Source organism: Actinomadura meridiana, from assembly GCF_039537545.1.
Taxonomy (GTDB): domain Bacteria; phylum Actinomycetota; class Actinomycetes; order Streptosporangiales; family Streptosporangiaceae; genus Spirillospora; species Spirillospora meridiana.
On the sequence record NZ_BAABAS010000021.1, the window covers coordinates 233,715 to 248,436 of the forward strand.

Genomic DNA, 14,722 nt, shown 5'->3' on the forward strand with positions numbered 1-14,722 from the left:
CTCTCAACTTGCAAGGGTTTCGCAGAGCACCTGCCGGAGGGACTCGACGTCCTCCACCGGATGAAGGTCCCGGTCGGTCAGCGGGGCGTAGTCCGCGACGCTGTAGCTTCCGGAACCGTGCACGAGCACGTCGTTCTCCGCGATGAGCCCGCGGTCGATCGCGTTGAGCACCCCGGTGAACGCCATGACCAGCGACCATTCCCGGAGCGCGACCGGCTGGGCCGGAAGCCTGATGTTCGCCGCGCCGAGCAGGGCGCGGATCCGCGGGTACCGGTTCAGGCACTCGGCCATGGAGACGACGATCCCGCCACCGCCCTGCTCGTGGATGATCTCGTCCATCCGCGGCGAGGTGGCCGGGCCTCGGGTGTAGAAGGTCGGATCGAGGGCCTCGCTCGGTTCGAACGTGACCGCCGGGAAACGCGGATTCTCGTCCTGACCGTAGAGGCCGGATTCGAGGTCATAGGTGTACTGGGGAAGATGGCTCGGGTCCGTCGACCCCTGGTGGTAAAGGCTCAGCACCATGTCCGGCGCACCGAGATGCTGGACGAGGAAATAACGCGGATCCGGACTGGCCCCGCCCCCGGACTCGGGCGGCGCCATGCTCCGTCCATAGGAATGGCCCAACAATCCGTACGCGCTGGAAACGGCGTGCGCGTGGAGCCGGGGCTCGTCGGGCGAGGCCGGGAAGAACTCCGCCTCGGCGAACGCCCGGACGATGTCCGCCGCGAGATAGTTCTCTAACCGCAGGGTGTACCAGAAATTGGTCTTCAGGCCTCGTTCCAGCTCCGTGCGGTGCTCGTCGACGAGGCCCCGGGAGATGTCCTTCACCCGTCCGGGCGGGTCGCCGTGGTAGACCGCGATCGGGTTGCGCTTGCGCAGCTCCGGGTCGGAGAACAGTTCCGAGACGCGGAGCTTGGGCACCGAGTTCGCCGGGACGACCGCGACCACGTTGAGCTGGTCCGCGCTGACGAGCCCGCAGCTGATCGCGCGTAAGACGGCGTCGCGCAGCGCTATGGCCTTGTTGCCCGACGAGGGCGTCACGATGGTGACGCGCTCGCCGGTGTCCCTGATGAACCGCACCGCCCTGGCCACGATGACGAGGGAGGCGAACGTCTTCGTCGTCATCGTCGCCGGATTCCTGGTGAGGTCCAGCAGCGCCAGGTTCTTGCCTCGGTAGGACGGCAGCCGGACGTGCTCGATCCCGGACACCGACAGGTACTCCAGCATCGCGGGGGTGAGGTCGGGAAGGTCGATGCCGGGGGTGAAGTCGCCGTCCGCCCCGTCCCGCTCACCGAGCAGTTGACGCAGGGCCAGCCGTACGTTGTCGAAATACCGTGCGAGCGCGTTGTCTACAAGCACGTTCCATTCCTTCCGCTGTCACGACGCGGGGTCCGGATCTCACCGCCCGCGGGCCGTGCGGCCGGTTACGGCTTGGCCCCGGAGCTGAGTCCGTGCTCGTAGGGAAGTCCGGAGACCGTGTGGACGTCCGCGAAGCCGGACGACCGGAGCCATTCCTCGTACTCCCGGGCCGGATAGGCCATCCCCTGCCCGCTGGCGAGGATGTTGAGGTAGAGACCGAGACGCGCGCCGTAGATGCCGTCCGTCTCGTCGTCGGAGACGTTGTAGCCGTAGATGAACACCCGGCCGCCGCGGGGCAGCGTGTCGTAGGCCTTCTTCAGCAGGCTGAGGATCTGGTCACCGGAGAAGATCTCCAGGACATGGCTGAACAGGATCGCGTCGCAGCCCGTGGGGAACGGGTCGTTGAACATGTCCCCGGGGCGGAACGCCACCCGCTCCGGCCGCGACGGGGAGGAGTCCTCTCCCAGCGCGGAGACGCTGGGAATGTCGAAGACCGTGGCGTGCAGCTCGGGATGGCGCGCGGTGAGCCGGGACGAGGTCGTCCCGTCGCCGCCGCCGATGTCGAGCAGATGCCGGACGGCGGCGAACTCCGGCCGTTCCACGAGGGCGTCCAGCGACCTGAGCGTGAACGCCGCCATCGCCCGGTGGAAGACCGCCTCCCGCTCGGGATCGCCCGAGAGGCGCTGGTAAAGGGTCGGCCCGTCGCCGGGGAACATCTCCAGCGCGGTGTTCGTGCCCGCCTTCAGCGCGGTCGTCATCTGGGCGAACGCCGGATAGTAGATCTCTTTCCAGCCGACCAGGATGTGCGCCCAACCATCGGTGGCGTCCGAGGCCAGCAGTTCGTCGGCCAGGGTGGAGTTCTGGTACGTTCCGTCCGTTTTTTCCAAAAGCCCGGTCGCGCAGACCGCCTGGAGCAGCACCCGCAGCTGATGCGCGGGGACGCCGGTGACCTGCCGCAATTCCGCAAAAGCCGATCTTGGATGTGCCGAAAGGTGGCGGAACAGCCCGACCTCGACCGCCGTAGTGATCGCGTTGAACAGTGCGGGCGCGTTGACAAGAAGGTCGAAGCGCTCCCGCAGCTGATCATCCCCCGCGTTGGTCATATCGTCTCGTCTCCGTTCGACGGATTCCAATATCACCTGGCTGACCAGGCAAAACGATCGTGCCGCAGGCTGTGGGACGGGTTCGACGAGAGTGTAATCCTGATCATGATCAACGGTCAACATAAATGGTCATGTGGCGTAGATCACACGTGCCGGGAGCTTGTGTGATCGGAACCGGGAGGTCTACTACTGGAAGTAGAGGCGCCAGAAGGGTTCTCGACCGGCGAATTGGTTGGGGGCAACATGCGGTTGAACAGCTTCGATGAATGGTCGCCACTTCAGGAAGTCATCGTCGGCTCCGCCGAGAACTATGTGTCACACGAGCGTGAGTTGTCTTTTGACCTTTTCTTTCACGAGAACATCGTCGGCGACAACGCGCAGCGGACCGAATGGTATTACCCGAGACTCGGCCACGCCGCCGAAGGGTCCGCGGGGACGTCCGCCAACGGGGATCGAACGCCCATCAAAAGGCGCTACGTCGACGAGCTGAACGAGGACCTGGAGGGCATGGCCGCGGTGCTGCGGAGCCTGGGCGTGACCGTGCACCGGCCGATGGACCTGCCAGCACGGCCCGCCGAGGTGCGCACCCCGGCCTGGCCCGCCGCGGTGGTGCCGCCGCTGAACATCCGCGACAACACGCTGATCGCGGGCGACGAGATCATCGAGACCGCGCCCATGATCCGCTCGCGGTACTTCGAGACGCAGCTGCTCAAGCCCGTCTTCCAGCGGTACTTCGAGAGCGGCGCGCGATGGTCGGTCATGCCGAGGCCGCTGATGACCGACGCGTCCTTCGACCTGTCCTACGTCCGCGCCACCAACGCGGGCGGGCCGACCGAACCCATCGAGGACCCGCGACCGTCGCGCTACGACGTCGGCGTCGAGATGATGCTCGACGCCGCGCAGTGCCTGCGCCTCGGCCGCGACATCGTGGTGAACGTCTCGACCGCGCACCACGCGCTCGGCGCCGACTGGCTGGAACGCCACCTGGCGGGCCGGTTCCGGGTGCACCGCGTGCACCGGCTCAGCGACAGCCACATCGACAGCATGGTGCTCGCGCTGCGGCCGGGAACGCTCCTGGTGCGCGACGCCGCGGTGGCCGACCGGCTGCCCGCCCCGCTGCGCACCTGGGACCTGATCGTCCCGCCGCCGCCGACGGAGAACACGTTCCCGTCCTACGACGCCGACGACCTGATCCTGACCAGCCCGTACATCGACCTCAACGTGCTCTCGGTGAGCCCGGACACGGTCCTGGTGAACGAGGCGTGTCCCGGCCTGATGCGCACGCTGGAGCGGCACGGTTTCACGGCGGTGCCGGTCCGGCACCGGCACCGGCGGCTGTTCGGGGGCGGGTTCCACTGCTTCACGCTCGACACGGCGCGCGCCGGGGGCGCGGAGGACTATCTGAGTTGACGGCGAGTCCACGGGGGAGAGATGCAGTCGATCGAAGAGTTACCGAGGATCACCGGCGTCGGGACGGCGGTGCCACCGACCTCCTACAGCCAGCGGGAGATCCTGGACGAGTTCGACATCACCGACGCGCGGGTCAGATCCGTCTTCCTGAACAGCGCGATCGAGCGGCGCGGTCTCGTCCTGCCACCATTGACGCCGGACGGTAGCCGCCGTATGGAGTCGCAGGGCGAACTGCTCCGCAAACACGCCGCCAACGGTCTCAGCATGGGCCGTGAGGCGATCGAGGAATGCCTCCGGAAGACCGGCTCGGCGCTTTCCGACATTGCCCATCTGTGCTGCGTGACGTCGACCGGATTCCTGACCCCGGGCTTCTCCGCGTTGCTGATCAAAGAGCTGGGAATCGACCCGTCATGCTCCCGGCTCGACGTCGTCGGTATGGGCTGCAACGCCGGTCTCAACGCCCTTTCCGCCGTAGCGGGCTGGGCCCGGACGCACCCCGGTGAACTGGCGCTGATGGTCTGCGTCGAACCCTGCTCGGCGGCGTACGTCTTCGACGGGACCATGCGCTCGTCCGTCGTGAACAGCCTGTTCGGAGACGGCGCCGCGGCGGTGGCCGTCCGCGCGTCCGGCGAGGCGGACCGGCCGGGGCCCGCGCTGCTGCGGTTCTCCAGCCTGATCATTCCGGACGCCATCGAAGCCATGCGCTACGACTGGGACGACGGCCCCGGAAAGTTCAGCTTCTACCTCGATCCGCAGATTCCCTACGTCGTCGGCGCGCACGCCGAGACGGCGCTTGACCGGCTGCTCGGCGGCACGGGCTTGAAACGGTCCGATATCAGCCACTGGGTGGTGCACTCCGGAGGCAAGAAGGTCATCGACTCCGTGCGCGTGAACCTGGGCCTTTCCCGCCACGACCTGCGGCACACGATCGGCGTCCTCCGGGACCACGGGAATCTATCCAGCGGCTCCTTCCTGTTCTCCTGGGCGCGGCTTCGGGACGAGGAAAGGACCGTTCCGGGCGAGTTCGGCGTCCTGATGACGATGGGCCCGGGTTCCAGCATCGAGATGGCATTGCTCGGTTGGTGAAAGAAGGGACGACAACGTCAATGGGCAGTAATTTCGACCCCGATCGGCTCGCCGACGGCCTCGGCATCGTCACGACGGTGACCGGGGCGCGACCGCTCGCGGAGGTCACCGCCGCCGTGAACGCGGTCTGCGCCGAGGCGGAGGACCGCCGAGGGCACGCGGTGGTCGTGCTCCGTCTCGCTCCCGGTCCGGACGGTTCACGGGAATGGCCGGGCAGCGTGGGCATCCAGGACGTGAACCGGTGGGAACGCGCCGTCCGCCGATTGGAACGGTTACCCGTGCTGACCATCGCCGTGGCGGAGGGCCCGTGCGGCGGCCCGGCGCTCGACCTGCTGCTGGCGTCCGACTTCCGGATCGGATCACCCGACCTGCGGCTCGTCCTGCCGATCAACGACGGGCACTTCTGGCCGGGCATGGCGCTGTTCAGGCTCGTCCAGCATCTCGGGGTGGCGTGGGCGCGGAAGGTCGTGCTGTGGGGCGTCGACCTGTCCGGCGACCGGGCCGTCGAACTCGGGCTGATCGACGAGATCAGCACCGACCTGGCCGAGGCGATCCACACGGCGGCGGTGCTCCGGGGCCGGATCTCGGGGCCGGAGACGACCGTGCGCAGGCAGCTCGTCCTGGAGGCCGCGTCGGCGGAGTACGAGGAGGCGCTCGGCGCCCATCTCGCGGCCTGCGACCGGGAGTTGCGCAGGTTGCACGGGATGCGCGGCGTCCTGGAGGCGACGGAGGCGGGCTCATGACCCTCGCGGAGGACGCGGCCGCGCTCGCCGACCACGCGGCGCGCGGCGAGGACCGGCTGGCCGCGCTCCCCGCCCCGCCCGCGCGGGACGCCGCCCAGCGGGACGAGGCCGCCGCCGCCCACGACGCGTCCCGCAGGACCCGCCGGAGGTTCCTCGCCCGACACGCCGACGCCGTCTACGACCTGCTCACCGACGACCGGACGCGCCGGGCCCGGCTCCCCGACCTGGTGTTCGCGGCGGCGGACCGCTTCCCCGGACTCGTGCCGACGCGGCGGCAGATGGACGCCGAACGCGCCCATGTCCAGGCCGACAAAGAGGGCCGCGAGATCGACCAGGGCATCTTCTGCGCCGCCGTCCTGCGCTCCCGGCGGGCCGGAACCCACCTCATCGAGACGATGCTGACGCCGACGGCCCGCGCCACCGAACTGCTCGACGAGTTCCGCCGCACCGGACGAACGGAACTGGGCTCCGTCCTCATCGAACGCGACGGCCCCGCCGCGCACGTGGAGTTCAGGAACGGCGACCGGCTCAACTCCGAGGACAACCGGCTCATCGCCGACCTGGAGACCGCCGTCGACCTCGCGCTCCTGGACGACCAGGTCCGGGTCGGCGTGCTGCGGGGCGGACGGGTGGCGCACCGAAAGTACGCGGGCCGCCGGGTGTTCAGCGCGGGTGTCAACCTGGCCGACCTGTGCGACGGGGCCATCTCGTTCGTCGAGTTCATGCTCGGCCGCGAACTCGGCTACGTCCACAAACTGCTGCGCGGCGTGCTGGTCGACGACGCGAACGGAGGCGCCTGGGCCGACCGCTCCGTGCAGAAGCCGTGGGTCGGCGCCGTGGACGCCTTCGCCATCGGCGGCGGCATGCAGTTGCTGCTCGTCCTGGACCGGGTGATCGCCGAGTCGGGCGCCTACTTCAGCCTGCCCGCCGCGCACGAGGGCATCGTGCCCGGCCTCGGCAACCTGCGGCTCGGCCGGTGGAGCGGCGCCAGGACCGCGCGCCGGGTCATCCTCGGCGGCCACCGCGTCGACGCCACCGACCCCGAGGCGACACTGCTGTGCGACGAGGTGGTGGCGCCGGACGACATGGACGCCGCGATCGGACGGGCCGTCCACGACCTGGCCGCCCCCGCCGTGTCCGCGAACCGCCGCATGCTGACGCTGGCCGAGGAGCCGATCGACCTGTATCGGGAGTATCTGGCCGAGTTCGCGGCCGTCCAGGCGTCGCGGGTCTACGCCCCGGACGTCCTGGCCAAGGTCGAGCACCGGCGGCGCGACCGGGCGGCGAGGTGACGTCATGGTCCTGCTGAACGAGGGGACGCTGCACGCCTCCCTCGCCGAACCCGTGCTGGGTTCGATCGGGTTCCTGAACGAGGTGATGTCGCAATATCCGGACGCCATCTCGTTCGCACCCGGCGCCCCGCACCCCGTGTTCTTCGACGAACTCGACGTCGAGCGATACATCGCCCGTTTCCTGGATCACCTGACCAACGACCGGGGTCTCGACCGGACGCGGGCGCGGAAGCTGCTGTTCGAGTACGGGCCGAGCCAGGGGCTCATCAACGGCATCGTCGGCGACGCCCTGCGCCGCGACCACGGCATCGACGCGCCGGACGAGGCGATCGTCGTCACCGTCGGGGCGCAGGAGGGGATGCTGCTGACCCTCCGGGCGCTGTTCCGATCGCCCGACGACGTCCTCGCCGTGGCGAACCCCTGTTTCGCGGGTTTCCTGGGAGCGGCCCGGCTGCTCGACATCCCGGTCGTCGGCGTCGACGAGAGCGCGGCGGGCATCGACCTCGACCTGCTCGAAGAACGCTGCCGCGCGGCCCGCCAGGCGGGACGCCGCGTCCGCGCCTGCTACGTCGCCCCGGATTTCGCGAACCCCGGCGGCGGCCGGATGTCACTCGAATGCAGACACCGCCTGCTCCGGCTCGCCGACCGCGAGGACCTGCTGATCCTTGAGGACAACGTGTACGGCTTCACCGCGTCCCCGGGAACCGGGCTGCCCTACCTGAAAACCCTGGACAACGACGGGCGCGTCGTCCACATCGGCACGTTCGCCAAGGTCTGCTTCCCGGGCGCGCGGGTCGGCTACGTCGTCGCCGACCAGGAGATCGCCGACCGGCGCGGGGGCAGGCCGCTCGCGCACGACCTGGCCGCGATCAAGAGCATGGTCACCGTCAACACCTCGCCGCTGTCCCAGGCGGTCATCGGCGGCATGCTGCTGGACCACGGCGGGTCGCTCGCCGCGCTCGGACGCCGGAAGGCCGAGCTGTACCAGCGCAACCTGGCCTGCCTGCTGGACGCGCTGGACCGGCACCTCCCGGCCCACGACCTCCACCCGGGGATCCGGTGGACGAGACCCGAGGGCGGGTTCTTCGTCCGGGTGCGGCTGCCCGTCCCCGCCGACGTCGACCTGCTGAAGACGTCCGCCGCCAAGTACGGGGTCCTGTGGACGCCGATGTCCCAGTTCTACCTGGACGGCGCGGGCGACTCCCAGCTCCGCCTCTCCTGTAGCTACCTGGATCCACCGCAGATCGAGACCGGGGTGCGCCGCCTCGCCGAGTTCCTGAGTGAGGAGATCAGACCATGACCGCCGAGGACGTCTCCCCATACCCGATCACGAGGCCCGATCCGCTCGACCCGCCCCTGGAACTGGCGGAATGGCGCGATCGCGAACCGCTGCGCCGGATGCGCTACCCGGACGGTCACATCGGCTGGCTCGTGACCAGTTACGAGCTGGCCCGCGCCATGCTCTCCGACCCGAGGTTCAGCGCCCGTTCGGAATTCAAACGCGCACCGGTGGCGCGGCCGGGCGTCGACCCGTTCTACGGAAGGCCCGCGCTGCCCGGCTGGCTGGTCGACATGGATCCGCCCGAACACACGCGAATCCGGCAACGGCTGGCGGGCAGTTTCACGGCCCGCCGCATGCGCGAGTTGCGTCCCCGAATCGAGCAGATCGTCAACGACCTGCTCACGCGGATGGCGCGGCTCGGGCAACCCGCCGATCTCGTGGCGTCCTTTGCGCTGCCAGTGCCGTCACTGGTAATATGCGAATTACTCGGCGTTCCTTATGACGAACGAGCCGAGTTCCAGCGCAACAGCGAGACGCTGTTCAGCCTCACCGCCGCCAGGGACGAAGCGTCCGCGGCCATGGATCGGCTGTACGCGCTGATCGAAGAACTCACGTACGGCAAGGCCGGGCTCCGCGAGGGCCTGCTCCAGGCGCTCACCGAAGACGGCACCCTCGATGCCGAGGAGATCACCGGTATCGGCGTGCTGCTGCTCACGGCGGGACACGAGTCGACCTCGAATTCGCTCGCGCTCAGCATCTACACGCTGATGACGCATCCGGACCAACTAGATCGGATCATGACAGATCCGTCATTGGTCGGAAATGCGGTTGAAGAACTGCTGCGCTACCTGACGGTGTTCCACTTCGGCGTGCCCAGGACCCCGCTGGAGGACGTCGAGTTCGGTGGTCGGCTGCTGCGGGCCGGTGAGTCGATCACGGTGGCGCTGCCGTCCGCCAACCGGGATCCGGCCTGGATGACCGACCGGCCCGACCGGCTGGAGTTCGGACGGAAGGCGTCCGGTCATCTGGCGTTCGGGCACGGGATCCACCAGTGCCTTGGCCAGAACCTGGTGCGGATGGAGCTGAGCGTCGCCCTACCGGCGCTCTTCGCGCGCTTTCCGGGGCTCGCGGTCGCGGTTCCCGCCGACGAACTCCCGTTCTGTGCGGACATGAGCGTGTACGGGCTGCACCGGCTGCCCGTGAAGTGGTGACGACAAGCGAAACGGAGGACGCGGATGAAAGTCGAGGTCGATCCGGACAGCTGTATCGGGTCGGGGCAGTGCGCGCTCGCCGTGCCCGAGGTCTTCGACCAGGACGAGACGAGCGGCGGCGTCGTCCTGCTCGACGCCAGCCCGCCCGCCGAACTGCACGACGCGGTCTGGGAGTCGATCGGGCGCTGCCCCGTGCAGGCCCTCTCGGCGGACGAACCCGCGCGCTGACCCGCGTCCTGACCCGCGCGTTGAAGGGCACTACCGAACCGACCAGAAAGGCCCGACCGTATGCGCCTGAACAGCTACGACGACTTCACCCCCCTCCGCGAAGTGATCGTCGGGTCCGCCGACGGGTATCTCGACAGGATCCGCGACCTGTCGTTCGACATGTTCATCAGCGACAACATCTCCGGCACCAAGGGGTACTACCCGAGCATCTCCACCTGGCATGACGGGGCGTCCAGGGCCGACCGCAACGAGCCGCGCCGGCTGGCCCTGAAGGAACGGCTCCTGAACGAACTCGTCGAAGACGTCGAGGGCGTGGCGGCCGCGCTGGAGTCGCTGGGCGTCCGGGTGCTCCGCCCGATGACGCTCGGCGCCGACACCACGGAGGTCGCGGCGCCCGGCTGGTCCGCCGCCGTCACGCCGCCGCTGAACGTCCGGGACGGCACGCTCATCATGGGCGACGAGATCATCGAGACGCCGCCGATGCTGCGCGACCGCTACTTCGAGACCCAGCTCCTCAAGCCCGCGTTCGTGGAGTACTTCCGGCTGGGGGCGCGCTGGACGACGATGCCGCGCCCCATGATGACCGACGCCTCGTTCGACCCGGCGACCGCCGAGAACGCCGCGCCGAACGTCGAGATCCCGGTGACGGTGCGTCCGTCGCCCTACGACGTCGGCCTCGAACCGATGATCGACGCCGCGAACTGCCTGCGGCTCGGCACCGACCTGATCGTGAACGTGGCCAACGCCAACCACTCGCTGGCCTTCGACTGGCTGTCGCGGCATCTGGACGGACGGTTCCGCGTCCACCGGATGGACAAGCTGACGCAAAGTCACATCGACAGCGTCGTCATTCCGCTGCGTCCGGGCACTCTGCTGGTCAGGTCGGAGGGAATCCTGGACTTTCTGCCCGACGCGCTGCGCACGTGGGACGTCATCGTCTCGCCGAAACCGGAGGTCGACGACTTCCCGCAGTACGAGAACGACGACCCGATTCCGGCCAGCCCCTATGTCGACCTGAATGTTCTGTCCATCGACGAGAACACCGTGATGGTCAACGACGCCTGTCGTAAACTCATCGACCTTCTTGAGGACCATCGCTTCACGGTCGTCCCGGTGCGGCACCGGCACCGGCGGCTGTTCGGCGGCGGATTCCACTGCATCACGCTCGACACCGTCCGCGCGGGAGGCCCGGAGGACTATCTGAACTGAGAGCGAACGCGACCGACATGCCATCAATCAGCAGCCGAACACCGTTGGAGAGACATTGCCCCATTCGCGACCCGCGCCGTCCGGACCCTCGGAACTCCAGCGCGAGCAGCGATATGTCGACCTGTTGTACCGCCGGGTGGACGACAGCCGCGAGGAGGTCGCCCGGCGCCTGGGCGGTGCGCTGCGCGAGGAGGGCGGCACCGCCCAGGCGCGGGTCGAGCGCGGCGTCGAGGTCGACCGGCTGACGCGGCGGCTCACCGCGCTCGACGCCGCCGAGAAGGGGCTCTGCTTCGGCCGGCTGGAGACGACGGACGGCGAGCGCCGCTACATCGGCAGGATCGGGATCCGCGACCCCGACACCGAGGACCCGCTGCTCATCGACTGGCGGGCCCCGGCCGCGCGCCCGTTCTACACCGCCACCGCCGCCGCGCCGCAGGGGATGCTGCTGCGGCGGCACCTGCACGCCCGGGGCCGCACGGTGGTCCGGATCGACGACGAGCGGCTGGACGGCACCGGGCCGCTGCGCGCGGACGTCCAGCTGTCCGGGGAGGCGGCGCTGCTCACGGCGTTGGAGGCCGACCGCACCGGCCGGATGCGGGACGCCGTCGCCACCCTCCAGGCCGAACAGGACCGGATCATCCGCTCCCCGGGGGCGGGCGTCCTCGTCGTCCAGGGCGGCCCCGGCACCGGCAAGACCGTCGTCGCGCTGCACCGCGCCGCCTACCTGCTCTACACCAACCAGCGGCTGTTCGAGCGGGGCGTGCTGGTGGTCGGCCCCAATCCCGTGTTCCTCGGGTACATCAGCCAGGTGCTCCCGAGCCTCGGCGAGACGAACGTGCTGCTCTCGTCGCTGGACGAGCTGTTCCCCGGCGCGGCCGCCAGCCGCGTGGAGAGCGAGCGGGCGGGCGAGATCAAGGGCCGCGCGGTCATGGCCGACATTCTGGCCACGGCGGTACGCCACCGGCAGGCCCAGGTGGACAGCTCGCTGGACGGCCCGGTGGCCGTCGAGATCGGTGGCGAGGACCTCCATCTGGAACCCGAACTCCTCGCCGACGCGGTCGCCCAGGCGCACGCCACCGGCGCGCCCCACAACGTCGCCCGGCCGGTCTTCTGCCGGGTGCTGATCGAGGAACTGGCCCGCCGTCTCGCCAACGTCATCACCGAGCTTGAGGACCAGTTCGAGGAGGACATCGCCGACCGCGTCGACGCCGCCGCGCTGGACCGTGCCGTCAACGACGACCTCGCGGGCCTGTTCGGCCCGGACGACCAGCTCACCGTCCCGCCGACGCCGCCCGGCTCCGAGATCAAGGCGGCGGAGGAGCACTGGCTGGACACCCTGCCGCACCACCCCGCGATGCGGCGGCTTCTGGAGCGCCTCTGGCCGACGCTCACCCCGCGCCGGTTGCTCGACGACCTGTTCGCCGACCCCGACCGGCTCGCCGCCGCCGCGCCCCAGCTCACCCCGGACGAGCGGGCGGCGCTGCGCCGTCCGCCCGGCGGCGGCTGGGCACCGGCCGACGTGCCGCTGCTCGACGAGGCCGAGGAGCTCCTCGGCTTCGACCGGGTCTCCCGGCGGGACGGTCCGGGGTCCGAGCGCGCCGCCGAGATCGAGTACGCGCAGGGCGTGCTGGACATCGCGCGCGGCTCCCGCGCGGGCGAGAACGAGAACCCGTGGGCCGCCGCCGAACTGACCGCCGCCGACCTGATGACCGCCGCGGAGTTCGCCGCCGCCAACCGGCAGACCGACGACCGCACCGTCGCCGAACGCGCGGCCCGCGACCGGACCTGGGTCTTCGGCCACGTCATCGTCGACGAGGCGCAGGACGTGTCGCCGATGGCCTGGCGGCTGCTGCTGCGCCGGTGCCCGTCCAAGAACTTCACGGTCGTCGGCGACGTCGCCCAGACCGGCGAGGCGGCGGGCCCCGGCTCGTGGTCCGCCGCGATGGAGCCGTTCTTCGGGGACCGCTGGCGGCGCGAGTCGCTCACCATCAACTACCGCACCCCCGTGGAGATCATGGCGGCGTCGGACCGGGTGATCGCGGAGATCGACCCGGAGGGCGAGATCGCCCGCGCCGTCCGGACCGGCGGCGACCATCCCCGCCTGTACGCGGTTCCCCGCGACGCCCTGCCCGGCCGTCTCGCGGAGCTGGTGAAACAGGAGGTGGACGGCGCCGGGGACGGCCGTGTCGGGCTGATCGTCCCCGCCGCCGACCTGGACCGTCTCGCCACCGCCGTCCAGGCGGAGATCCCCGGCCTGAGCTGGGGCCGGGGCGTCGATCTGGAACGGCCCGTCGTGGCGCTGTCCGCGCGTCAGTCCAAGGGGCTGGAGTTCGACTCGGTGGTGCTGGCCGACCCGGGCGCGATGGTGGACGCCTCCCCGCGCGGCCTCAACGACCTCTACGTGGCGCTCACCCGCGCGAGCCGGCGCCTCGTCGTGGTGTGCCCCGACCGGATCCCGGACCTGTTCGCCCACCTGGCTCCGGCCCGACTGGGGGAGTGATGACCCAAGAATCAGCGACCGCCGCGCCGATCGCGCTCCGCAAGCTGAGCGGTTTCCGGCTGTTCTGGCTGTCCAGGGCCGTCTCCGGGCTCGGGTCGGCCGTCACGACGGTCGCGCTTCCGGTGCTGACGTACCAGGAGACCCGGTCGGCCGTCCTGGTCTCCCTGGTCGCCGCCGCCGGAACGCTGCCCTATCTCGTGTTCGGGCTGGTGGCGGGCGCGGTGGCGGACCGCGTCGACCGCCGGACGCTGATGGTCGGCGCCGACTGGCTGAACACCCTCTGCATCGCCACGGTGCCCGTCGCGGCGGCGTTCGGCGCGCTGACCGGGGCGCACATCATCCTCGCCGCGTTGCTGTCGTCCAGCCTGGCGCTGTTCTTCGACGCGGGACTGTACGGCTTCGTCCCCGACCTGGTCGGACGGGACAACCTGGTCAAGGCGAACAGCAGCATCTACGGCGTGGACACCGTGGTCAGGATCGCCGGGAACGCGGTCGCGGGCGGCCTGATCGCCTTCGTGGGGACCGCCGAGACCCTCGCCGTGGACGCGCTGAGCTTCGCCGCCTCCGCGCTCCTGCTGCGCGGCATCGCCTACACGGCCACGGCGCGAGCGGGGTCGGGGACGACCCGTCCGGGCTTCCGCGAGTCGATCGGGCAGGGGCTCCGGTTCCTCGCGCGCCATCCGACGCTCCGGCTGATGACCGCCGTCGGCACCCTCCAGTCGCTGTCGGGCGGTGCGATCATCGGACAGCTCGTCGTGTTCGCCGACCGCGTGCTGGGCGTGCACGGCTCGAACCCGCGCATCGGCTTCCTCTACACGGCGTGGAGCGCCGGAGGAATCGGCGGGTCGCTGCTGCTGCCACGGCTGCGCCGCCGCATCCACACGTTCACCATCATGCTCGTGGCGCTGCCTGTGGGGGCGGCGCTGGGGCTGGTCGTCGTCCTGACCACGGACTGGCGCATCGCGATGGTGGCGCTCACCGCGTGGGGCTCGGCGTACCTGGTCGTCATCGTCAACACGATGACCTACTGCCAGGAGGTCACCCCGCCGGAACTTCAGGGGCGCGTCAACACGACGCGGCGGATGCTTTCGTCCGGGCTCGGCGTGCCGCTCGGCGCGCTGCTCGCCAGCGTGATCACGGTGAGGTTCGACGTCCAGGCCGGAATGTCGCTGGCGGTGGCGTCGATCTCCCTGGCCGGAATCATCGTCTGGACGGCGCGTCTCACCGGGACGCTCCGTCCCGACCGTTCGGCGGAGCCGGAATCGGCAGCGATGTCATAGAGAGTTCTCAGGTTCGCCA

General features: G+C 69.9%; 12 protein-coding genes. 10 read left to right on the plus strand and 2 right to left on the minus strand.

The features are described 5' to 3' along the window. Positions 1 to 3: 3 nt before the first annotated feature. Together ABD808_RS30880 and ABD808_RS30885 are read right to left on the minus strand one after the other, a co-directional pair. Positions 4 to 1,359: a DUF6002 family protein gene (locus tag ABD808_RS30880; RefSeq protein WP_344904215.1), complete on the minus strand. Its 1,356-nt coding sequence runs from the start codon at positions 1,357 to 1,359 to the stop codon at positions 4 to 6. Positions 1,360 to 1,424: 65 nt separating this feature from the next. Continuing rightward, positions 1,425 to 2,462, minus strand: a complete 1,038-nt coding sequence (locus tag ABD808_RS30885; protein ID WP_344904218.1) for a methyltransferase — start codon at positions 2,460 to 2,462, stop codon at positions 1,425 to 1,427. 243 nt (positions 2,463 to 2,705) lie between these two features. On the opposite strand from ABD808_RS30885, the gene ABD808_RS30890 reads away from it, so the two are divergent. Genes ABD808_RS30890 through ABD808_RS30935 form a run of 10 tightly spaced genes read left to right on the plus strand, consistent with a single transcriptional unit; the run spans position 2,706 to position 14,703 of the window. Continuing rightward, positions 2,706 to 3,872: a glycine amidinotransferase gene (locus ABD808_RS30890; protein WP_344904221.1), complete on the plus strand. Its 1,167-nt coding sequence runs from the start codon at positions 2,706 to 2,708 to the stop codon at positions 3,870 to 3,872. A gap of 21 nt (positions 3,873 to 3,893) precedes the next feature. Next, entirely contained in the window at positions 3,894 to 4,958 is a 1,065-nt protein-coding gene (dpgA, locus tag ABD808_RS30895) for a 3,5-dihydroxyphenylacetyl-CoA synthase DpgA (protein WP_344904224.1), read from the plus strand. A gap of 20 nt (positions 4,959 to 4,978) precedes the next feature. Continuing rightward, the gene (gene dpgB / locus ABD808_RS30900) at positions 4,979 to 5,701 is read left to right on the plus strand and encodes an enoyl-CoA-hydratase DpgB (RefSeq protein ID WP_344904227.1); all 723 of its coding nucleotides are present in this window, start codon (positions 4,979 to 4,981) and stop codon (positions 5,699 to 5,701) included. After that, positions 5,698 to 6,993: a (3,5-dihydroxyphenyl)acetyl-CoA 1,2-dioxygenase DpgC gene (gene dpgC / locus ABD808_RS30905; protein WP_344904230.1), complete on the plus strand. Its 1,296-nt coding sequence runs from the start codon at positions 5,698 to 5,700 to the stop codon at positions 6,991 to 6,993. The genes dpgB and dpgC overlap by 4 nt, the downstream gene beginning before the upstream one ends. A gap of 4 nt (positions 6,994 to 6,997) precedes the next feature. After that, entirely contained in the window at positions 6,998 to 8,293 is a 1,296-nt protein-coding gene (locus tag ABD808_RS30910; RefSeq protein ID WP_344904233.1) for an aminotransferase-like domain-containing protein, read from the plus strand. After that, the gene (locus ABD808_RS30915) at positions 8,290 to 9,486 is read left to right on the plus strand and encodes a cytochrome P450 (RefSeq protein WP_344904235.1); all 1,197 of its coding nucleotides are present in this window, start codon (positions 8,290 to 8,292) and stop codon (positions 9,484 to 9,486) included. Before ABD808_RS30910 ends, ABD808_RS30915 begins: the two co-directional genes overlap by 4 nt. A 24-nt stretch (positions 9,487 to 9,510) precedes the next feature. Continuing rightward, positions 9,511 to 9,714, plus strand: a complete 204-nt coding sequence (locus tag ABD808_RS30920; RefSeq protein WP_344904238.1) for a ferredoxin — start codon at positions 9,511 to 9,513, stop codon at positions 9,712 to 9,714. 60 nt (positions 9,715 to 9,774) lie between these two features. Further along, positions 9,775 to 10,923: a glycine amidinotransferase gene (locus tag ABD808_RS30925; protein WP_344904241.1), complete on the plus strand. Its 1,149-nt coding sequence runs from the start codon at positions 9,775 to 9,777 to the stop codon at positions 10,921 to 10,923. 55 nt (positions 10,924 to 10,978) lie between these two features. Further along, positions 10,979 to 13,423 carry a HelD family protein gene (locus tag ABD808_RS30930; RefSeq protein ID WP_344904243.1) on the plus strand — a complete coding sequence of 815 codons (2,445 nt, stop codon included), beginning with the start codon at positions 10,979 to 10,981 and terminating at the stop codon, positions 13,421 to 13,423. Continuing rightward, positions 13,423 to 14,703: an MFS transporter gene (locus ABD808_RS30935; protein ID WP_344904246.1), complete on the plus strand. Its 1,281-nt coding sequence runs from the start codon at positions 13,423 to 13,425 to the stop codon at positions 14,701 to 14,703. The genes ABD808_RS30930 and ABD808_RS30935 overlap by 1 nt, the downstream gene beginning before the upstream one ends. Positions 14,704 to 14,722: the final 19 nt, after the last annotated feature.